This window comes from Streptomyces sp. NPDC096339 (assembly GCF_044762985.1).
GTDB lineage: Bacteria > Actinomycetota > Actinomycetes > Streptomycetales > Streptomycetaceae > Streptomyces.
Genome location: NZ_JBIWFI010000033.1, coordinates 14,324 through 33,222, shown reverse-complemented (window position 1 = coordinate 33,222; position 18,899 = coordinate 14,324). Strand labels below are relative to the sequence as shown.

Below are 18,899 nucleotides of genomic sequence, written 5' to 3'. Positions count from 1 at the left end.
CGTCTCAGGCGGGGCCGCCGGGGTCGAGGAGCCGGTCGCCGAGCGGGGTGCGGCGGTAGAGGACGTGGCGGGCGTCGCGGGCGCGGGTGACCAGGCCGGTGGCGTGGAGGACGGCCAGGTGCTGGGAGACCGCGCTGGGGGTGACCCGGAGGCGGCGGGCGAGTTCGACGGTGGGCAGGGGACCGTCGAGGAGGGCCAGGAGGGTGGCCTTGGGGGCGCCGATGAGCCTGGGGAGGGCGGTGGCGTCGGGCGGGCTCGGGGCGGACCACAGGGTCGCCACGCCCCGGCTGGGATAGGCCAGGCCGGGCGGCTGGTCGGCGGTGACGGGCGGGGCGGGCTTGTGGGCGAAGACGGAGGGGATCAGCAGCAGTCCGCGCCCGGCGGCGGGGATGTGGAACTCGCCGAGGACGTTGTCGATGCGCAGGGTCCCGCCGTCCCAGCGCAGGTTGGGGTGCATGTCGGCGAAGAGGCGGCGGGCGCCGCCGACGGCCAGCTGCCGGGCCCGGTAGGTCATGTCGGCTTCGAGCACGAGCCGCATCGCGGGCCAGGTGGGCTGGAGAGCGAGCGTCCAGTACCGGTGCAGCAGTTCGCAGATGGTGTCGCGCAGGGCGGTGACGGGGCGGTCGTCGGCGGCGAGCGCGGGGTGCAGGGGCGCGGGGAGCGGGTCCGGGTGGTGCGCGTCGAGCAGGTCCCGGCGGACGACGGCGGCCGGGGTCCGGCGTACGACGGCCAGTTCCTCGGCGAAGGTCGCGGAGAACCGCTCCGGACGGGGCGTCAGGAAGTCGGGCGTCGTACGGTGCTGCGCGACGAGCGAGGCGAGCAGTGCCGTGTCCAGCGTGCCGCTGACGCGGGGGACGGTCGCCCTGCGCCAGGGGGCGTGGATCGCGGACAGTCCCGGCTCACGGAGCACGCGGAGGCTCAGCACGGTGTCCATGAGCGGGGACAGGGCGAAGCGGGTGTCCGCGAGGTCGTCGGCGTCGAGCCCGAAGCTGATCATTAAGCCCGAGGCTACATCCATTGGCCGGGCCTACGGGGTGGGCTGAACTGCCGGGCATGACGAAGCCCTCCCGCGGCCGGCGCGGCGGCCGGACACCCACCGCCCGACCTGCCGGACCGCCGGCCCCGACGCACCGGCCGACGCCACCCCGTCACCCCGGACCGCCGGCACCGGTTGCGGCGCCCGCGCCCGCCTCGCAGGCACCCCCGGCGCCCTCCGCGCCCCGGGCGACGCAGCTGGCCAAGGCCTCCCCGGCGGTGACGACCCCCGCGGGCACCGAACAGGCCGCCCAAGAGACCTCCGTGAAGCAATCCGCGGCGGCAGCCGGGCCGCGCACCTCGGCGGCGCGCCAGCCGCGGGTGGCAGCCCCGGGAACACCGGCGGACCGGCTCGATCGGCGGCTGATCGCGATCCTCTCGCTGACCTGCGCCGTCGCCGTGGGCAACATCTACTTCCCGCAGGCCATCGTCCCGTTGATCGCCGCCGGCCTCGGGACTTCGCCCGACAAGGCGGCCGCCATCGTCACCGCCACCCAGGTCGGCTACACCCTCGGCATCTTCCTGCTCGTCCCCCTCGGCGACCGGCTCCCGTACCGCCGTCTCCTCGTCGCCCTCCTCGCGGCCGGCGGCGGGTCCCTGCTGGCCGCCGCCCTGGTCCGCGGTCTGACCCAACTCCTCGTCGCGGGCGTCCTCGTCGGGGTGACCACCACGGCCGCCCAGCTGATCGGCCCGATGACCGTCGGCCTGGTCGCGGAGCGGCGGCGGGGTGTGGTGATGGGGACCCTGCTCAGCGGGTCCATCGGCGGCATGCTCCTGGCCCGTACCTTCAGCGGCGCCCTCGGCGAGCGGTTCGGGTGGCGGGCCCCGTACTGGGTCGCCGGGCTCGTCATGCTGTGCCTCGCCGTCGTACTGGCCCGCGCGCTGCCCGCCGGCGAGGCGGCCCCCGCGCCCCGGGTGCCGCTCCGCTCGCTCCCCCTCCGGCCGCTGCGGCTGCTGCGCACCGAGCCCGAACTGCGCCGCTCCGGCTGGTACCAGGCCTCCCTGTTCGCGGGGTTCTCCGCGATGTGGGTCTGTCTGGCGCTGCTCCTCACCGGCCCGCTCTACGGTTTCGGCCCTCAGGCCCTCGGCCTCGTCGCGCTCACCGGCGTGGTCACCATGGCGTGCACCCCGGTGGCCGGCCGGCTCGTGGACCGCCTCGGCCCCGACCGGGTCAACCTCGCCTGCTTCCTCGCCACCCTCACCGCCGCGGGCGTACTCGCCGTCGGGGCCCGGGGCGGCACCGCCGGCCTCGTCGGGCTCGTCCTCGGCACGCTGCTGCTGGACACCGCCATGCAGTGCGGCATGGTCGCCAACCAGGCCCGCTTCTACGCCCTGCGCGCCGACTCCCGCAGCGCGCTCAACACCGCCTACATGACCTGCGGTTATCTGGGCGGCAGCGCCGGGTCCTGGCTCGGACTGATGGTCTACCGGCACACCGGCTGGCCGGGGGTCTGCGTACTGCTGGCCCTGCCGGCCCTCCCCGTCGTCGACTCCGTCCGCCGGGTACGGGCCGCGAAACGCGAGGTCGGATTCCCGCCAGCGGACCGGACCTCCCGGAGATTTCATTGAACCCGCAACCAATCACGGGAATCGACGAGATCGACGAGCTCAACGGGAGGAAACACCATGCACAGCACCACAGTTGCCCTGGTGACCGGCGGCAGCCGCGGGATCGGGGCGGCGAGTGCCCTGAGGCTCGCCGAGGACGGCGCCGACGTCGCGATCACGTACGTCAACGACGCCCGGGCGGCGGCCGAGGTCGTCGGCAAGGTCGAGGCCCTCGGGCGGCGCGCGGTCGCCGTACGGGCCGACGCGGCGGACCCGGCGGCCGCCGCCCTGGCGGTGGAGCGGACGGTCCGGGAGTTCGGCCGGCTCGACGTGCTCGTCAACAACGCGGGCATCGGCGTCCTCGGCCCCCTGGACACCCTGGCCCCGGACGACGTGGACCGGGTGCTCGCCGTGAACGTACGCGGGGTGTTCCTGACGGCGCAGGCCGCGGCCGGTCACATGCGGACCGGCGGGCGGATCATCACCATCGGCACCTGCATGACCCAGCGGGTGCCCGGTCCCGGCGGCACGCTCTACGCGATGAGCAAGTCGGCGTTGATCGGCCTGACCAAGGCCCTGGCCCGGGAGTTGGGCGGGCGCGGGATCACCGCGAACATCGTCCACCCCGGGCCGGTGGACACCGACATGAACCCGGCGGACGGCCCGTACGCCGGCCCGCAGGCCGCGATGACCGCCGTGGGGCGGTTCGGCACCGCCCATGAGGTGGCCGCCATGGTGGGCTTCCTCGCCGGATCGCAGGCCGCCTTCGTGACGGGCGCGGAGTTCGCCGTCGACGGCGGCCACGCCGCCTAGCCTCCCGACCGCCGGTCACGACAACCAGCGGCCGCCCGCCATCAGGTCACGCCCGGCGATCTCGTTCGCCTCGCGCCAGGCCTGGATCCACACCGGCGCGACCCGGAAGTACGGGTAGGGGACGGCGAAGCCGCCCGGGTCGAACCCGGTGTGGGCGGCGAAGGCCTCCCGCTCGCCGGGGGCGAGGTCCCCGACGTCCAGCGTGGTCGCGGCGCCCTCGACGAGGACCACGTCGCGGGTGACGCCGAAGGCCAGCCGTACCCGGCCGTTCGCGGCGAGGTTGCGCCCGGTGGGCACGGTGGCGCGGGTGGACAGCAGGAAGGTCTCGCCGTCCCACCGGAAGGAGAGCGGCACGAGGCACGGCACACCGTCGGCGTCCGCGGTGGCGACCCAGACGTCGTTGTCGTCCTGGAACCGGGCGAGGGTGTCCTTGAGACGGACCTCACGCTCGCGCGGCGCGGCGGGAACCTCGGTCATGTACGTGCCCTCCCCGTCGGTGCGGGGCCCGCGCATCGGGCCACCGAGGCCCATCCTGCCCCACCCGTAACGGAGTTCACATGAAAAAGCGCCGGAGGGGCGCACCGCTCAGCGGTGCGCCCCTCCGGGCCGTGCGCGCCCCGGGGGTGTCGGCCCCCGGGGCTGGATGTGGGTGGCGTCAGCCGCCCAGCTCCTGGTGACGGGCGGCCAGGGCGGCCGCGCCGTTCTCCGTCAGCGAGCCGAAGAGGCGCAGGCGGGAGAAGCCGCCGTCCGGGAAGATGTCGATCCGGACGTGCGTGCCGACCGCCGGGGCGTCCAGCACGAAGCGGTGGTTGGTGTCGGGCTGCAGGCGGGTGCGGGGGAGGAACTCCTGCCACTCGCCCTCCTCGCCCGTCTTGATGGACAGCGAGGCCCAGCCGGCCGAGTTGCCCTTCAGGTACGCGGTGTCGATCTCGACGGCGCGGATCTCGGACTCGGTGACGAGCTGGTAGCGGATCCAGTCGTTGCCGTTGTCACGGCGGCGAGCGGTCTCCCAGCCGTCGTCCATCTTGCGGGAGCGGCCCGGGTTGATGGTGTTGGTCGGCGGGGAGTAGAAGCGGTTGGAGGCGTCCTGGACGGAGCCGCCGTTCTCCAGCGCCACCACGTCGAAGGAGCCGAGCGCCTCGAGCCACTTCGGGTCCGGCAGGACCTCGCCGTAGACGCGCAGGCGGGCGATGCCGCCGTCGGGGTGCTGGTTGACGCGCAGGTGCGTGAAGCGCTGCGGGGCGGCGACCTCGAAGCCGTTGGCCGCGTGGCCGCCGACCGGGGTGCGCTCGACCAGGGTCGTCCACTTCACGTCGTCGCCCTGGAGCTCCGCCGGGGTCGGCGCCAGGGCGCCCTCCCAGTTGGTGCCCTCGATGGAGACGGCCTGCGGCATGTTGCCGCGGAAGTGGGCGGTGTCGACGACGATGCCGCGGATCACGCCGGGGGCGCCCAGGCGCACCAGCGCCCAGTCGTGGTCCTCGGGGGTCGGCCAGGGCTGGGTGGCGGAGACGCCACGGCGGCGGCGGGTCTCCCAGCCGTCCATGACCTTGCCCTTGTGACCGAAGTCCTCGGGGTCGAAGTGCGCGGCCTCGGAGATCAGCAGGTTCTCGCGCTGGGCGAAGAACTCGTCGTTGGCGTCGATGACACCGGCGCCCAGCTCACGGGCGGCGAGGTTCGCGTACTGGGTGAACGGGAAGTCCGCGGTGCGGTAGTCCGCGTACGGGTCGCCGCCTCCGTACGGGTTCGCGTTACCGGTGAAGGAAGGAATCGCCACTGTCAGTTCTGCCTTTCGAGGAGGAGGCCCGTGGGCTCGGTCGGGTTGCCGTGGTCGGCGATCTGCGTGCCGCGCAGCCAGGTGGACTTGACGACGCCGTGCAGGGTCTTGCCCGCGTACGCCGTCACCTGGTTGCGGTGGTGGAGCTCGGCCGGGTCCACGGTGAACGTTTCTTCGGGGGCCAGGACGGCGAAGTCGGCGTCGCGGCCGACCTCGATCGCGCCCTTCTGCGCCAGTCCGGCGAGGGCGGCCGGGGCGGCGGACATCCAGCGGACGACGTCCTCGAGGGTGCGTCCGCGCTTGCGCGCCTCGGTCCAGATCGCGGGGAGGCCCAGCTGCAGGGAGGAGATGCCGCCCCACGCGGTGGCGAAGTCGCCGGTCTTCAGGTCCGCGGTGGAGGGCGAGTGGTCGGAGACGATGCAGTCGATCGTGCCGTCGGCGAGCGCGTCCCACAGGACGTCCTGGTTCGCGGCCTCGCGGATGGGCGGGCAGCACTTGAACTCGGTGGCGCCGTCCGGGACTTCCTCGGCGGTGAGGGTGAGGAAGTGCGGGCAGGACTCGACCGTGATCTGCACGCCCTCGGCCTTGGCGGCGGCGATCAGCGGCAGCGCGGAGGCGGAGGACAGGTGCAGGACGTGGACGCGCGCGTTCAGTCGCTTCGCCTGGTCGATCAGGTTCTGGATCGCGGTGTTCTCGGCGTCCTGGGGGCGGGAGGCCAGGAAGTCGGCGTACTTGGGGCCCGGGTTCTGCGGGGCGGACTCCAGGTGGTGCGGGTCCTCGGCGTGCACGATCAGCAGGCCGCCGAAGCCGGTGATCTCGGCGAGCGAGGTGGCCAGCTGCTCCTGGTCGAGCAGGGGGAACTCGTCGACGCCGGAGGGCGAGAGGAAGCACTTGAAGCCGTAGACACCGGCGTCGTGCAGCGGCGCCAAGTCCTTGACGTTGTCCGGCAGGGCGCCGCCCCAGAAGCCGACGTCGATGTGCGCCTTGGTACGGGCCACCTCCTGCTTGACGCGGAGGTTGTCGACCGTGGTGGTGGGCGGCAGGGAGTTGAGCGGCATGTCGAGGATCGTGGTGATGCCACCGGCCGCGGCGGCGCGGGTGGCCGTCCAGAAGCCTTCCCACTCGGTGCGGCCCGGGTCGTTCACGTGGACGTGGGTGTCGACCAGACCGGGGAGCAGGACGTCGTCGCCGAAGTCCTGCAGCCGGGCTCCGGCCGGTACGTCCGCGTCGTGCGGCAGCACGGCCGCGATCTTCCCGCCGGCGACGGCCACCGAGGCGGCACGCGTCCCCTCGGGGGTGATGACGCGCGTCGAGCGCAGTACCAGTTCCACAGCCACGTCGGACACCGGAACCTCCCCATCTACTTCCACAGAGCGAAATTCAACGTTCTGTTGACGGAGTCTGCGGGGCGATGGAGAACCAGTCAAGAGCGCCCGGAGGGACCGCTGATCCACCAGCACCGCAATTGGATGTTTCCACAGGATGGAATTAAGATTTCGCTATACAGAATGTAGCTACCACCACCGGGAGTCGGGCAGGTAACTTCGCGAGGACGTCCGCCCCCGGACATACCGCCTCTGACCGGCGGAGACGGCATCGCCCCTGGTCTAGGGCCGACGCCGACTGACCGGTAGGCTGCTTCCTTGCCTGCCAGCACCGAAAGGACCGCGCCGTGCCGACGTCCAGCGCCAGCACCACCGACGCTTCCGCCAAGCCCACCGCCGCCAGCGGTGGCGTCCAGTCCCTTGAGCGCGCCTTCGATCTGCTCGAACGCATGGCCGACGCAGGGGGCGAAGTCGGTCTCAGCGAGCTCTCCGCCGCCAGCGGTCTGCCGCTGCCGACGATCCACCGTCTCATGCGCACCCTCGTGGCGTGTGGCTATGTCCGCCAGCAGCCCAATCGACGTTACTCCCTCGGGCCGCGTCTGATCCGCCTCGGCGAGTCCGCGTCGCGCCTTCTGGGCACCTGGGCCCGCCCGTACCTGGCCCGCCTGGTCGAGGAGACCGGCGAGACGGCCAACATGGCGCTGCTCGACGGGGACGAGATCGTCTACGTCGCCCAGGTGCCGTCCAAGCACTCCATGCGCATGTTCACCGAGGTCGGCCGCCGCGTGCTGCCGCACTCCACCGGTGTGGGCAAGGCGCTCCTCGCGTACACCCCCGCGGAGGAGGTGCGCGCCCTGCTGGCGCGCACCGGGATGCCGGCCGCGACCGAGAAGACCATCACCACGCCCGAGGGCTTCCTGGAGGCCCTGGAGCAGGTCCGCAAGGCCGGCTACGCGGTCGACGACAACGAGCAGGAGATAGGGGTCCGCTGCCTCGCGGTCTCCGTGCCGAACTCGCCGACCGCCGCGGCGATCTCCATCTCGGGCCCCGCGGGCCGCGTCACGGAGGCCGTGGCCGAGTCGTTCGTGCCGATCCTGCAGGGTGTGGCCGCCGAGCTCTCGGTCGCGCTGGCGAACCAGAACCCCGCGTAGCGGCCGGCTGCCGTACGTACGCGAAGGCCCCGGCTCCCCTCGCTTCGAGAGGGGAGCCGGGGCCTTCGCGCGTCCTGCCCGCTCAGGACGCCGGGACCCGCTCGGGCTCCGCGCCCTGGGTCAGGCGGCCGTCCGTCATCGTCGCCGTGCGGTCCATCCGGTCCAGGTGCGCGTGGTCGTGCGTGACCAGCACGGTGGCCGTGGAGCGCTCGCGGGTCAGGGTGACCAGCAGGTCGAGCACGGCCGCGCCGCGCTCGTGGTCCAGGGCGCTGGTCGGCTCGTCGACCAGCAGCACCGCCGGCTCGTTCATCAGGGCGCGGGCGATGTTGATCCGCTGGCGCTGGCCGCCCGAGAGCTGGTGGGGGCGCTTGTCGGCCTTGTCGGCCAGCCCCACCGCGTCCAGCAGTTCCAGGGCGCGGCGGCGTACGGTGCGGGCGGGCCGGCCCGAGAGGTGCGTCATGACCTGGAGCTGTTCGGCGGCGGTGAGCGAGGCGAGCAGGTTCGGCTGCTGGAAGACGATGCCGATCTTCTCCCGGCGCAGCGCCGCCTTCTCGGCGGCGCCGAGCCCGGTGACGTCCGTACCCGCGACCACGACCCGGCCGGAATCCGGGGTGACCAGGGTGGCGGCCACCGCGAGCAGGCTGGACTTCCCGGAGCCCGAGGGCCCGATCACGGCCGTCAGGGTGCCCGGGGGGACCTCCAGGCCGACCGAGTCGAGGGCGGTGAGCCTCCCGTCGCCGTCGGGGTAGGTGAGCGTCACGTCGTGGACGAGGAGGGTCATCGGGCGCTCCCGAGGGCGGTCAGCGGGTCTACGGCGGTGATCCGCCGGATGGACAGGGCGGCGCCCAGCGCACCGAGCACGATCATGATCGCGGCGGGGACGAGCACGGTGGCGGCGTCGAGGACGAAGGGCACGTCCCCGCCGCTGATCAGCACGCCGAAGCCGGCGGCGAGGGCGGTGCCCAGCCCGGTGCCGATGGCGAGCATGACCACGGCCTGCCCCAGGGCGTCCTTCAGCAGGTAGGGGGTGGAGGCACCCAGTGCCTTCAGGACGGCGATGTCCCCACTGCGCTGGATCGTCCACACCGTGAAGAAGGCTCCTATGACGAGCGCGGAGATCGCGAAGAGGAAGCCGCGCATCAGCTGGAGCGAGCCGTTCTCGGAGGTGTACGAGCCGATGGCGCCGAGCGCCTCGTCCACGGTCATGGCCTTGGTCCCGGCGGTCTTGTCCGCGGCGCCGAGGTCCGCGTTCCCGTCGGCGGAGACGGCGACGACGGTGGCCACGGTGGCGGTGGAGGTGCCGGGGTTCCCGATGCGCTGCCAGTCGGCAAGGTCCATCCACACGACCGGGGTGTGGCTGAAGGCGGCCGTGCCCGAGACGCCGGCCACGGTCAGTTCCAGTGGACCGATCCTGACCTTGGCGCCCGCGGTGAGTCCGCCGAGCTCCTTGGCGGCCTTCTCGGTGAGGACCACCCGGCCCGGTGCGAGCCCGGCCCCGCCCGGGGCGAGCCCACCCGACGGGTCCACGCCGAAGACGGAGACACCGGCGGTGCGCTCACCCGAGACGGCGTTGGTGGTGCGGATGCCGAGCGGCTCCGCGGAGCTCACCCCCGGCCGCCCCCGCCAGGCCTCCCAGGCGCTCGCGGGCACCTGGGAATTGGTGAACGACACCTTCTGGTCCCCGGACGGTGCGGCGAAGGCCAGATGGGTGGCGGGCAGACCCGTGATGGCCGAGATGTTCTCCCGGGCCAGGCCGGAGGTGAGCCCGGACAAGAGGCCGACCAGCAGCGTGATCAACAACACGACCGAGCCCATGAGGGCGAAGCGGCCCTTGGCGAACCGTAGATCTCTCCATGCGACGAACATGTCCCCCACCTTGGTCTTCCGGGTGGGCACGGGGCATCGCGCCACGGGAGCGATCCTGGTATCGAAGGACGCACGCGGACATCAAACTTTTGGTTGACCGGGGGTGCCCGGGCCCGACTTACGCTGGTCGGGCCATGGCTGTTCTGAATCCCCCCGCACCGCGCCCCCTCACCCCCGTCTCCCGCGTCCTGCGGCTGTGCCTGCACGCCCTGCTCTTCGGGCTGCTCGCGCTGGCCGCCGGGCGGGCCGTCGCCGACTCCGAGCCACGGGCCGGCTCGGTGGTCGCCGTCTGCGCCCTGCTGACCACCGTGTACGTGGCCGGCGTACGAGCCCCCTCGGTGCACGGCTCGCCGCGCGCCGCGGCGGTGTGGCTGGCCGCGCTGGGCGCCGTCTGGGCGGCGCTGCTCGTGGTCTCGCCCGACGGACTGTGGATCGCCTTCCCGCTGTACTTCCTGGAGCTGCACCTGCTGCGGCTGCGCTGGGGCGTCACGGCCGTCGCGGTGACCGCCTGCGCGGCCATCGCCGGTTTCCTCGGGCACAGCGGCGCGGTGACGCCCGGGGCCTTCCTGGGGCCGCTGCTGGGCGGCGCGGTGGCGGTGGCGACCGTACTGGGTTACCAGGCGCTGTACCGCGAGAGCGAGCGGCGCCGGGAGCTGATCGAGGAGCTCATCGCGACCCGGGCCGAGCTGGCCGCGGCCGAGCGGGGCGCCGGGATCATGGCCGAACGGGAGCGGCTCGCCCGGGAGATCCACGACACCCTCGCGCAGGGCCTGTCCTCCATCCAGCTGCTGCTGCGGGCCGCGGAGCGGGCGCTCCCGGAGCGGGCCCCGGCGCTGGAACACATCGCCCGGGCGCGGGAGGCCGCCCAGGAGAACCTCGCCGAGGCACGCCGCTTCGTACGGGCCCTGACCCCGCCGGACCTGGAGCACGGGTCGCTCGCGGCCGCGCTGGAGCGGCTGTGCGCGGGGGCGCCGGGACCCCGGGTGCGGTTCTCGCTGAGCGGCGGCCCGCGCGAGCTGCCGACCCCGTACGAGGTGGCCCTGTTGCGGATCGCGCAGTCGGCGCTGGCCAATGTGGTGCGGCACGCGCGCGCGGACCGCGCCGAGATCACGCTGACCTTCATGGACGCCTCGGTCACCCTGGACATCGTCGACGACGGGCGGGGCTTCGACCCTTCCTCGGCCGCGGCGGCCTCGGGCGACGGGGGCTTCGGACTGCCCGCGATGCGCTCGCGCGCCGAGACCCTGGGCGGGCTGTTCACCGTGGAGTCCGATCCGGGTCAGGGCACCGCCGTGGCCGTCACCCTGCCGTTGCCCCTGGAGGCGTCCCGATGACGATCCGGCTGCTGCTCGCCGACGACCACCCGGTGGTCCGGGCCGGGCTGCGCGCGGTGCTGGACACCGAACCGGACTTCGCGGTGGTCGCGGAGGCCGCGACCGCCGAGCGGGCCGTGGAACTGGCCGCCGCCGAGCCGGTGGACGTGGTCCTGATGGACCTCCAGTTCGGGCCCGGCATGCACGGCTCCCAGGCGACGGCCCTGATCACGGCCCGCCCGGGCGCGCCGCGGGTGCTGGTGCTGACCACGTACGACACGGACGCGGACATCCTGGCGGCGGTGGAGGCGGGCGCGTCGGGCTACCTGCTCAAGGACGCGCCGCCGGAGGAACTGGCCGCGGCCGTGCGCACGGCCGCGGCGGGGCAGTCGGCGTTGGCCCCGGCGGTGGCGCTGCGGCTGATGGACCGGATGCGGACGCCGGCGGAGGCGCTGACCAAGCGGGAGCTGGAGGTGCTGCAGCTGGTCGCGGACGGGCTGTCGAACCAGCAGATCTCGAAGAAGCTGTTCCTCAGCCAGGCCACGGTCAAGTCCCACCTGGTACACATCTACGCCAAGCTCGGCGTGGACTCGCGCACCTCGGCGGTGGCCGCCGCCGCGACCCGCCGCCTGATCCGGACGCCGTAACCGTCCTGGTGGGGCTGGCCCCCGTACCGGGACACCGGTAGGCAGGCGGGCGGGCGCGGGCCCCCGGGCGGGAGCATCGGGGCATCGAGTTCCCGATGCGAGAGCGAGCCTCCGATGCAGACCGTGCAGACCGTGTTACCGACCCGTCCGACCACACCGCCCGCCGAAGTCCGTACGGCCCACCGGCTCTGGCTCACGGCCGTGGCCGCCGGGGCCTTCGAGACCGTGCTCGCGATCGGCCGGATGGTGGCCGACGGGACCGCCTCCGCCGGGGAGATCGGCGTGGGCCTGGCGGTGCGGCTGACCGTCTTCACCGTCGCCGTGCTCGTCGCGGGGAGGATGCGGGGCGGCGCCCGCTGGGCCCGGATCACCCTCGCGATCGGTCTCGGGGTGCTCGGTACGGCCTCGATGGTGGTGCAGCCGCTCGGGTACCTCGCCGACGGCGGTTCGCTGTCGGCGGCGCTGTCGCAGGCGGGTGCCCTCGACTGGGTGTTCGGCGCGAGCCGGGCCGTGCACGTGGGGGCGGTGCTCGCCGCCGTCGCCCTGATGTTCCGCCCGGCGGCGAACGCGTACTTCCGGCCCCGCAGCTGAGCCGCCGGAAACCCCTGGGGCCTGTCGTCACATTCCCGTCGTCGCCCGGCGTCGCGGGGCAGACGGGAATGTGACGACAGGCCCTACGCCACCCAGTGGGGCCGTTCCACCGCCGAAGGCAGCGGCACCCCGTCGTGGAAGGCGCTCGCGAGGCGGCGTACGCCCTCGTCCAGGCGGTCTGCGGGCAGGGTGTAGGGGATCCGGAGCCGGTGTTCGAAGGTGCCCGGATCCACGCCGAAACGGGCGCCCCGGCCGATGTGGACGCCGGCCGCCGCGGCCCGCTCGGCCAGCGCGGAGCTGACCGGCTCCCCGAGGTCCACCCAGAGCGAGAGCCCACCGGGCGGGAGCTGCCAGGACCATTCGGGGGTGTGCCGCTGGAGGGAGCGTACGAGGGCCGCGCGCTGGGTCCGCAGCTCCTCCAGCCGGGCCGGCAGGGACCGGTCGAGGCCGTCCATCAGGGGGAGGGAGATCAACTGGTCGAGGACCGAGCCGGTCATGTCCGCCGAGACCCGTACGGCCGTCAGCTCGGTGATCATCTTCGCGGTGGCCCGGATCCAGCCGACCCGCAGGCCGCCCCAGTGGGTCTTGCTCAGCGAGCCGATGGTGATCACGTGGTCGGCGCCGCCGCGCGGGGCCAGCGAGGCCATCGGCGGGGGCGCGGGCACGTCCAGGGCGATGTCGGCGATGGTCTCGTCGACCACCAGCCAGGTACCCGTGGACCGGGTCGCCGCGAGCAGCCGCAGCCGCTGCTCCGGCGGCATGAGGTTGCCCGTCGGGTTCTGGAAGTCGGGGATCACGTAGGCGAGCCGGGGCACGGTCTGGCGCAGCGTGGACTCGGCGATCTCCATGTCCCAGCCCGCGTCGGAGACGGCTATGGAGCCGGTGCGCACCCGTGCGTGGCGCAGGGCGTCGAGGGCGTTGGCGTACGTCGGGTTCTCGGTGACGACCCGGTCCCCGGCCCGGCACAGCAGGCTGACGACCAGCGCGAAGGCCTGCTGCGCGCCGGCCGTGACCAGGATCTGCCCGGGGTGCGTGGGCAGTCCGCGCCGGGTGAACCGGTCGGCGACGGCGGCGCGCAGGTCGAGCAGGCCGTAGGGGTGGTAGCCGGGGCTGCGGGCGAACTCGGGCAGCCTCGGCGCGGCCCAGGCGAAGGCCTCGGCCAGGCTGCCCTCGGGGGCGCCCATCGCGGCGATGGCGAGGTCCACACCGGAGTCGCCGTCGGCGCGCGCGCCCGTCCCGACGATCGCGGGGGATCCGACGGGGAGGTGGCCGTCGGGGAGTTCGGTCCAGGTGCCGGCCCCGCGCCGGCTGCGGACGTAGCCGCTCTCGCGCAGCAGGTCGTAGGCGCCGGTGACGGTGGCCCGGCTGGCGCCGACGGCCTCGGCGAGCTCGCGCTCGGCGGGCAGCCGCACGTGCAGGGCGATGCGGCCGTCGAGGATCAGGGTGCGGATCGCGTCGGCGAGCGAGCGGTAGCCGGGGCGGACCAGGACCTCCGCGGGGAGCAGGGCCGCGAGCTGGCGGCTGCCGATCGTCCTGTCCGCTGTGTGGACGACTCGCCCGTTTGCCATGCCAACCTCCCCTGATTGGCTCTGCCGGCCAGGCCAATCGAGGACCAGACTCGCCGTATTGGCCCCCGATTGGCAAGGAGCAGCCGAGATGCTGACCGACCGTGACGAACGCGCCCTGCTGGCCTCCACCGAGAACCGGATCTCCGCGCCGCTGCGCGTCGGCGCCGCGCTGGCCTCCGTACTGGCCTTTGTGCCGGGTGTTCTGAAGAGGCGCCGCCGGGCCTCTCCGCACGAGCGAGAATCGGAGACGTGCCAGCCGACACCGACGCCGAAACCGACTCCCCTGCCCACACCGCTCCCCCGGTGATCGCGGGCCTGCTCCTGGCGGCCGGCGGCGGCCGGCGCCTCGGTGGCCGCCCCAAGGCCCTGCTCCCCTACCGCGGCCGCCCGCTGGTGGAGAACGCCGTACGGGTGCTGCGCGAAGCGGGCTGCGGCCCGGTGCACGTGGTGCTCGGCGCCTCGGCCCCCGAGGTCCGCGAGCGGGCCGACCTGGCCGGCTGCACGGTCGTGGACAACCCGGACTGGGCGGAGGGGATGGGCTCCTCCCTGCGGGCCGGCCTGGCCTCGCTGGCCGGTACGGGCGCGAGCGCGGTCCTGGTCTCGTTGGTGGACCAGCCCGGGATCGGCCCGGCCGCCGTGACCCGGGTCCGGGAGGCGTACCGCTCTCCGGCGAGCCTGGCCGCCGCCGCGTACGACGGGGAGCGCGGCCATCCCGTGCTGTTCGGCGCGGAGCGCTGGGCGGACATCGCGGCGACGGCGACGGGCGACAAGGGCGCGCGGGTGCACCTCGCGCGACACGTCGGGGAGCTCGTCCTGGTGGAGTGCGGGGACGTGGCGGAGGCCTTCGACATCGACACACCCCCCGACCTGGCCCGTCTCTCCTGAGCACGGTGTGACGGTGATGGCACTGAGGGCCACGAGGATACGGAATATGTCGACTCAGAGAATCTCGACATCAACAAACCATTGAACTTCCACCATGAGGAAATTACTATCCACTGGTCAGAAGCGCCCTGAACCACATTCGGCGCCCGCGACCGTATGCCGGAACTCTCCACACCCGACGACACTGCGTGCCGTCCAGCGCGAGCATTCCCCCGCGGCCGCCAGGCACCGCCGCTGAAGGAGTGACAGATATGTCCGCACCAGCGCCGTCCCCGCTGGCCATCGTCGATGCCGAGCCCCTGCCCCGGCAGGACGAGGTCCTGACCGAGGCGGCTCTCGCCTTCGTGGCGGAGCTCCACCGGCGGTTCGCCCCCCGCCGGGCCGAGCTCCTCGCCCGCCGCGGTGAGCGCCGCGCCGAGATCGCCCGGACCTCCACCCTCGACTTCCTCCCGGACACCGCACAGGTCCGCGAGGGAGACTGGAAGGTCGCCCCGGCCCCGGCCGCGCTGAACGACCGCCGCGTGGAGATCACCGGTCCGACGGACCGCAAGATGACCATCAACGCCCTGAACTCGGGCGCCAAGGTCTGGCTCGCCGACTTCGAAGACGCCTCCGCCCCCACCTGGGAGAACGTCGTCCTCGGCCAGCTCAACCTGATCGACGCCTACGAGCGCCGCATCGACTTCACCGACGCCCGCACGGGCAAGGCGTACGCCCTCAAGCCCGCCGCCGAGCTGGCGACCGTCGTCATGCGCCCGCGCGGCTGGCACCTCCAGGAGCGCCACCTCCAGTTCGAGGGCGCCCCGGCCTCCGGCTCGCTGGTCGACTTCGGCCTGTACTTCTTCCACAACGCGCAGCGCCTGATCGACCTGGGCAAGGGCCCCTACTTCTACCTGCCGAAGACGGAGTCGCACCTGGAGGCGCGCCTCTGGAACGAGATCTTCGTCTTCGCCCAGGACTACGTCGGCATCCCGCAGGGCACCGTCCGCGCGACCGTCCTCATCGAGACGATCACCGCCGCGTACGAGATGGAGGAGATCCTCTACGAGCTGCGCGACCACGCGGCGGGCCTGAACGCCGGTCGCTGGGACTACCTCTTCTCCATCGTCAAGAACTTCCGTGACGGCGGCGAGAAGTTCGTCCTGCCGGACCGCAACGCGGTGACGATGACCGCCCCGTTCATGCGGGCGTACACCGAGCTGCTCGTCCGCACCTGTCACAAGCGCGGCGCGCACGCCATCGGCGGCATGGCGGCCTTCATCCCGTCCCGCAAGGACGCCGAGATCAACAAGATCGCCTTCGCGAAGGTCAAGGCCGACAAGGACCGCGAGGCGGGCGACGGCTTCGACGGCTCCTGGGTCGCCCACCCCGACCTGGTCCCGATCGCGATGGCCTCCTTCGACGCCGTGCTCGGCGAGAAGCCGAACCAGAAGGACCGCCTGCGCGAGGACGTCTCGGTGGCCCCGGGCGAGCTCATCGCCATCGACTCCCTGGACGCGAAGCCCACCTACGACGGCCTGCGCAACGCGGTCCAGGTCGGCATCCGCTACATCGAGGCCTGGCTGCGCGGCCTCGGCGCCGTCGGCATCTTCGGCCTGATGGAGGACGCGGCCACCGCCGAGATCTCGCGCTCGCAGATCTGGCAGTGGATCAACGCCGGTGTCGTCTTCGAGAACGGCGAGACGGCCACGGCCGACCTGACCCGCAAGATCGCGACCGAGGAACTGGCCGCCATCCGCACCGAGGTCGGCGAGGACGCCTTCACCTCCGGCAAGTGGCAGCAGGCCCACGACCTCTTCCTCCAGGTCTCCCTGGACGCGGACTACGCGGACTTCCTGACCCTCCCCGCGTACGACCAGCTCGCCGGCTGACCATCGCACAGCAGCCGCGCGTGAACGACTCCGCCCCCGTCGCCCCACGGCACGGGGGCGGAGTCGCGTCCGCGGCGTCCGCGGGTCAGCGCTTGCGCTTGCCCCGCAGCCTGGCGTTGGCGATCAGCGCCCGCGCGTGGTCCGGTGGCCGCTGGGTGGGGACCCAGCCCCGGTCGAGCGCCGCCTCCAGCGGTTCGAGCAGGCCGGCCGCCTCCGCCGCGGCGTCGTTCTCCAGCAGGACCGCGCCCAGCAGCAGGCGGCTCTCCAGGGTCTCCGGGGCTTCCGCGCCGAGCAGGTCCGTACGCCCGGCGATCACGGCCCGGAGCAGCGGCACCGCCTCCTGGCCGCGGCCGCAGGCCGACAGGCAGAGCGCGAGCTCGTGGGCGGCCCGCTGGTACTCCGGGGAGTAGGTCCCGTGGGTGTCCTGGCGCGCCTCGACGATCCGCGTCAGCGGTACCACCGCCTCTGGGAACCTCCCCAGGTATCCGAGCCGGCTGGCCCAGGCCCGCAGCGAGAGGATCGCCTCGTCGTTGTACGGGCCCAGCACCGCGACCCGCTGCTCGGCCAGCTCCTCACTGAGCGCCAGCGCCTCCGTCAGGTCCCCCAGGGTCCACAGGCAGTCGGCCTCCACCCGGCGGGCTCGCAGGGTCGCGTCCGCCTGCGGGCCGTTGACCAGCGTCCTGCGGCGCACCACCTCCCGGCTGGCGGCGAGTCCCGCCTCCGGCCGGTTGGAGAGCCAGTTGTGCTCCGCGTCCCGCAGCATCCTGTCGGTTTCCGCGTCGTGGGCGGCGAGCCGCTGCCTGGCCCGCACCGGGCCCCAGGCCTCCAGCGGCGCCACGTCCATGACGATGGCGGCGAGTTCCGCGGAGGCCGGCCGGTCGCCGGGGCGCTTCTCCAGCAGCGCGGACACCAGCAGGTCCAGGGCGGGCGGCAGATCGGGGCGCAGGACCGACAGCCGCTCGGGCCGGTGTTGCAGGTGGGCCCGGCGGTACGCCTCCCTGGAGTCGTGGGTGCCGAAGGGGCGGTCCCCCGTGAGCAGTTCGTACGCCAGGCACCCGAAGGCGTAGAGGTCTCCCTGGAAGGTGACCGTGCCGCCGGTCCACTGCTCCGGGGGCATGTAGGGGGCGCTGCCGAGGATCTGGCCGGGGGCGGTGAGCTGGGTGACCAGTTCGTTGCCGACCGGTTTGGCGATGCCGAAGTCGCAGACCTTGACGTGGCCGTCGTCGGTGAGCATGACGTTCGACGGTTTGATGTCCCGGTGCACGACCTCGGCGGCGTGCACGTCGACGATGCCCTGGACGATCCCGCGCAGGACGGACACGGCCCAGCCCCGGGTCCGGTCGGCGACGAACCGCCGCGCGAGCTCCCGCTCCAGACTGCGTCCCCGTACGTACTCCATGACCAGGTAGTCGACTCCGGCGTCCGAACCGGAGCCGAGCAGGCGCACGGTGTACCGGCTCACGACGCGCTCGGCGGTGCGCGCCTCGCGCCGGAAGCGGGCGCGGGCCTCGGGCGAGGCCGGCGTCTGGCCCAGGAGCGTCTTCACGGCGACGGTGGCCCCGGTCGCGAGGTCGCCGGCCTGCCAGACCTCGCCCATGCCGCCGCGCCCGAGCAGCCGGTCCAGTCGGTAGCGGCCGTCGAGGACGCTCCCGTCCAGGGGGCGGTCGGACGCGGTCATACGCGGCCGATCGCGGTGTGGACGAGCGGCAGGACGTGCGGGGTGCGGCCGACGACGTGGTAGGCGGGGGCGACGCACAGGGTGAGGGGTTCGCGTTCGTCGGCCCTGGGCCACAGCTCGTGCAGGCCGGTGTCCAGGTGCCGGCCCAGGCGCAGTTCGAAGTTCCAGCGGTGGACCCCGCCGAGTTCGGCGATCCGGGCGCGCAGTTCCGCCGTGTGCGCGTGCAGGTCCGTGACCGGGCCGAGCTTCCCCTCGGCCCCGAGCACCCGGGCGGCGGTGCGGTGCCACTGCTCCTCGGCGGCCGGGTGCTCGCCGAAGGCGGTGCGGAACATCGCGGCGGTGAGCCGCACATGGTTCTCCCACCGCTCCTGCCGGTCGTACAGCTCGTCCGCCCCGGCCTCCACGGCGTCCGCGCAGCGGCTGACGATCCGCTCGCGCAGCGCGGCGTACTCCCGGGCCGTCTCGTTGTGGGCGCTCTCCAGTTCGGTGGTCCGGTCGGCCCGCAGTCCGTGCACCACCTCGTAGAGCTTGTCGAGCCGGTCCCGGCGGTCCTCCGCCTCGGTGCGCAGGGCGGCGATCTCGGCGCGCAGCGACTCGACCTCCGCCCGCAGGACCCGTGCTTCCTGGAACACCTTCCACGGCAGGAACCCCCGGCGGGCGTCGTCCTGCTGTTCCTCGGCGCGGCCGGGTACGCCGGACGGGTGCGGGGGCGGCTGCGTGGGCGCGGGCGGCAGCGGGGACGGCGCGGGGTGACGGCCGGCGGGCCACGCACCCGGTGCGGCGGGCAGTCCTCGGTCCGGTTCTGAGCGCTCCATCTGGCGTTCCTCTTCTCGT

The 18,899-nt window shown here is 73.4% G+C and carries 17 protein-coding genes; 8 read left to right on the top strand and 9 right to left on the bottom strand.

Going from position 1 to position 18,899, the window contains the following annotated elements; all coding sequences use genetic code 11:
* Nucleotides 1-4: 4 nt before the first annotated feature.
* Nucleotides 5-997: a MarR family transcriptional regulator gene (locus ACIQ5Y_RS31000; protein WP_403887770.1), complete on the bottom strand. Its 993-nt coding sequence runs from the start codon at nucleotides 995-997 to the stop codon at nucleotides 5-7.
* A 302-nt stretch (nucleotides 998-1,299) separates the two neighbouring features.
* On the opposite strand from ACIQ5Y_RS31000, the gene ACIQ5Y_RS30995 reads away from it, so the two are divergent.
* Complete coding sequence (locus ACIQ5Y_RS30995; protein ID WP_403887767.1) at nucleotides 1,300-2,604, top strand: MFS transporter; 1,305 nt, start codon at nucleotides 1,300-1,302, stop codon at nucleotides 2,602-2,604.
* A gap of 57 nt (nucleotides 2,605-2,661) precedes the next feature.
* Entirely contained in the window at nucleotides 2,662-3,396 is a 735-nt protein-coding gene (locus ACIQ5Y_RS30990; RefSeq protein WP_403887764.1) for an SDR family oxidoreductase, read from the top strand.
* Nucleotides 3,397-3,411: 15 nt separating this feature from the next.
* On the opposite strand, the gene ACIQ5Y_RS30985 is transcribed toward ACIQ5Y_RS30990, so the two are convergent.
* From ACIQ5Y_RS30985 to allB, 3 genes are all read right to left on the bottom strand, one after another.
* Nucleotides 3,412-3,873, bottom strand: coding sequence for a pyridoxamine 5'-phosphate oxidase family protein (locus tag ACIQ5Y_RS30985; protein WP_403887761.1), 462 nt, complete (start codon nucleotides 3,871-3,873; stop codon nucleotides 3,412-3,414).
* 178 nt (nucleotides 3,874-4,051) lie between these two features.
* The gene (gene alc / locus ACIQ5Y_RS30980) at nucleotides 4,052-5,170 is read right to left on the bottom strand and encodes an allantoicase (RefSeq protein WP_403887758.1); all 1,119 of its coding nucleotides are present in this window, start codon (nucleotides 5,168-5,170) and stop codon (nucleotides 4,052-4,054) included.
* A gap of 2 nt (nucleotides 5,171-5,172) precedes the next feature.
* Complete coding sequence (gene allB, locus ACIQ5Y_RS30975) at nucleotides 5,173-6,507, bottom strand: allantoinase AllB (protein WP_403887931.1); 1,335 nt, start codon at nucleotides 6,505-6,507, stop codon at nucleotides 5,173-5,175.
* A gap of 335 nt (nucleotides 6,508-6,842) precedes the next feature.
* On the opposite strand from allB, the gene ACIQ5Y_RS30970 reads away from it, so the two are divergent.
* Nucleotides 6,843-7,646, top strand: coding sequence for an IclR family transcriptional regulator (locus ACIQ5Y_RS30970; protein ID WP_403887755.1), 804 nt, complete (start codon nucleotides 6,843-6,845; stop codon nucleotides 7,644-7,646).
* A gap of 82 nt (nucleotides 7,647-7,728) precedes the next feature.
* On the opposite strand, the gene ACIQ5Y_RS30965 is transcribed toward ACIQ5Y_RS30970, so the two are convergent.
* Nucleotides 7,729-8,427, bottom strand: a complete 699-nt coding sequence (locus ACIQ5Y_RS30965; protein ID WP_403887752.1) for an ABC transporter ATP-binding protein — start codon at nucleotides 8,425-8,427, stop codon at nucleotides 7,729-7,731.
* Nucleotides 8,424-9,512 carry an ABC transporter permease gene (locus ACIQ5Y_RS30960; protein WP_403887749.1) on the bottom strand — a complete coding sequence of 363 codons (1,089 nt, stop codon included), beginning with the start codon at nucleotides 9,510-9,512 and terminating at the stop codon, nucleotides 8,424-8,426. The genes ACIQ5Y_RS30965 and ACIQ5Y_RS30960 overlap by 4 nt, the downstream gene beginning before the upstream one ends.
* A 134-nt stretch (nucleotides 9,513-9,646) precedes the next feature.
* On the opposite strand from ACIQ5Y_RS30960, the gene ACIQ5Y_RS30955 reads away from it, so the two are divergent.
* From ACIQ5Y_RS30955 to ACIQ5Y_RS30945, 3 genes are all read left to right on the top strand, one after another.
* Complete coding sequence (locus ACIQ5Y_RS30955; RefSeq protein WP_403887746.1) at nucleotides 9,647-10,846, top strand: sensor histidine kinase; 1,200 nt, start codon at nucleotides 9,647-9,649, stop codon at nucleotides 10,844-10,846.
* Complete coding sequence (locus ACIQ5Y_RS30950) at nucleotides 10,843-11,472, top strand: response regulator (RefSeq protein ID WP_403887743.1); 630 nt, start codon at nucleotides 10,843-10,845, stop codon at nucleotides 11,470-11,472. The genes ACIQ5Y_RS30955 and ACIQ5Y_RS30950 overlap by 4 nt, the downstream gene beginning before the upstream one ends.
* Nucleotides 11,473-11,595: 123 nt before the next feature.
* Nucleotides 11,596-12,063, top strand: a complete 468-nt coding sequence (locus tag ACIQ5Y_RS30945; RefSeq protein WP_403887740.1) for a hypothetical protein — start codon at nucleotides 11,596-11,598, stop codon at nucleotides 12,061-12,063.
* An 83-nt stretch (nucleotides 12,064-12,146) separates the two neighbouring features.
* Here the strand turns inward: ACIQ5Y_RS30945 and ACIQ5Y_RS30940 are convergent, their stop codons facing one another.
* Entirely contained in the window at nucleotides 12,147-13,631 is a 1,485-nt protein-coding gene (locus tag ACIQ5Y_RS30940) for a PLP-dependent aminotransferase family protein (protein ID WP_403887738.1), read from the bottom strand.
* Between the two features lie 306 nt (nucleotides 13,632-13,937).
* On the opposite strand from ACIQ5Y_RS30940, the gene ACIQ5Y_RS30935 reads away from it, so the two are divergent.
* Nucleotides 13,938-14,516 carry an NTP transferase domain-containing protein gene (locus ACIQ5Y_RS30935; RefSeq protein ID WP_403887928.1) on the top strand — a complete coding sequence of 193 codons (579 nt, stop codon included), beginning with the start codon at nucleotides 13,938-13,940 and terminating at the stop codon, nucleotides 14,514-14,516.
* A gap of 251 nt (nucleotides 14,517-14,767) precedes the next feature.
* Nucleotides 14,768-16,387: a malate synthase A gene (gene aceB / locus ACIQ5Y_RS30930; RefSeq protein WP_403887735.1), complete on the top strand. Its 1,620-nt coding sequence runs from the start codon at nucleotides 14,768-14,770 to the stop codon at nucleotides 16,385-16,387.
* An 85-nt stretch (nucleotides 16,388-16,472) separates the two neighbouring features.
* On the opposite strand, the gene ACIQ5Y_RS30925 is transcribed toward aceB, so the two are convergent.
* Both ACIQ5Y_RS30925 and ACIQ5Y_RS30920 read right to left on the bottom strand, forming a co-directional pair.
* The gene (locus tag ACIQ5Y_RS30925; protein ID WP_403887732.1) at nucleotides 16,473-18,065 is read right to left on the bottom strand and encodes a protein kinase; all 1,593 of its coding nucleotides are present in this window, start codon (nucleotides 18,063-18,065) and stop codon (nucleotides 16,473-16,475) included.
* Nucleotides 18,062-18,880 (bottom strand): hypothetical protein, encoded by an 819-nt coding sequence (locus tag ACIQ5Y_RS30920; protein ID WP_403887730.1) that lies wholly within the window; start codon nucleotides 18,878-18,880, stop codon nucleotides 18,062-18,064. The genes ACIQ5Y_RS30925 and ACIQ5Y_RS30920 overlap by 4 nt, the downstream gene beginning before the upstream one ends.
* Nucleotides 18,881-18,899 lie beyond the last annotated feature (19 nt).

Bases quoted from the DNA above. Each gene is read 5' to 3' on its own strand.
- ACIQ5Y_RS30965 (WP_403887752.1), bottom strand. From the start codon at position 8,427: ATGACCCTCCTCGTCCACGACGTGACGCTCACCTACCCCGACGGCGAC.
- ACIQ5Y_RS30985 (WP_403887761.1), bottom strand. From the start codon at position 3,873: ATGACCGAGGTTCCCGCCGCGCCGCGCGAGCGTGAGGTCCGTCTCAAG.
- ACIQ5Y_RS30920 (WP_403887730.1), bottom strand. From the start codon at position 18,880: ATGGAGCGCTCAGAACCGGACCGAGGACTGCCCGCCGCACCGGGTGCG.
- ACIQ5Y_RS30990 (WP_403887764.1), top strand. From the start codon at position 2,662: ATGCACAGCACCACAGTTGCCCTGGTGACCGGCGGCAGCCGCGGGATC.
- ACIQ5Y_RS30955 (WP_403887746.1), top strand. From the start codon at position 9,647: ATGGCTGTTCTGAATCCCCCCGCACCGCGCCCCCTCACCCCCGTCTCC.
- ACIQ5Y_RS30925 (WP_403887732.1), bottom strand. From the start codon at position 18,065: ATGACCGCGTCCGACCGCCCCCTGGACGGGAGCGTCCTCGACGGCCGC.
- ACIQ5Y_RS30950 (WP_403887743.1), top strand. From the start codon at position 10,843: ATGACGATCCGGCTGCTGCTCGCCGACGACCACCCGGTGGTCCGGGCC.
- ACIQ5Y_RS30960 (WP_403887749.1), bottom strand. From the start codon at position 9,512: ATGTTCGTCGCATGGAGAGATCTACGGTTCGCCAAGGGCCGCTTCGCC.
- ACIQ5Y_RS30940 (WP_403887738.1), bottom strand. From the start codon at position 13,631: ATGGCAAACGGGCGAGTCGTCCACACAGCGGACAGGACGATCGGCAGC.
- ACIQ5Y_RS31000 (WP_403887770.1), bottom strand. From the start codon at position 997: ATGATCAGCTTCGGGCTCGACGCCGACGACCTCGCGGACACCCGCTTC.
- aceB (WP_403887735.1), top strand. From the start codon at position 14,768: ATGTCCGCACCAGCGCCGTCCCCGCTGGCCATCGTCGATGCCGAGCCC.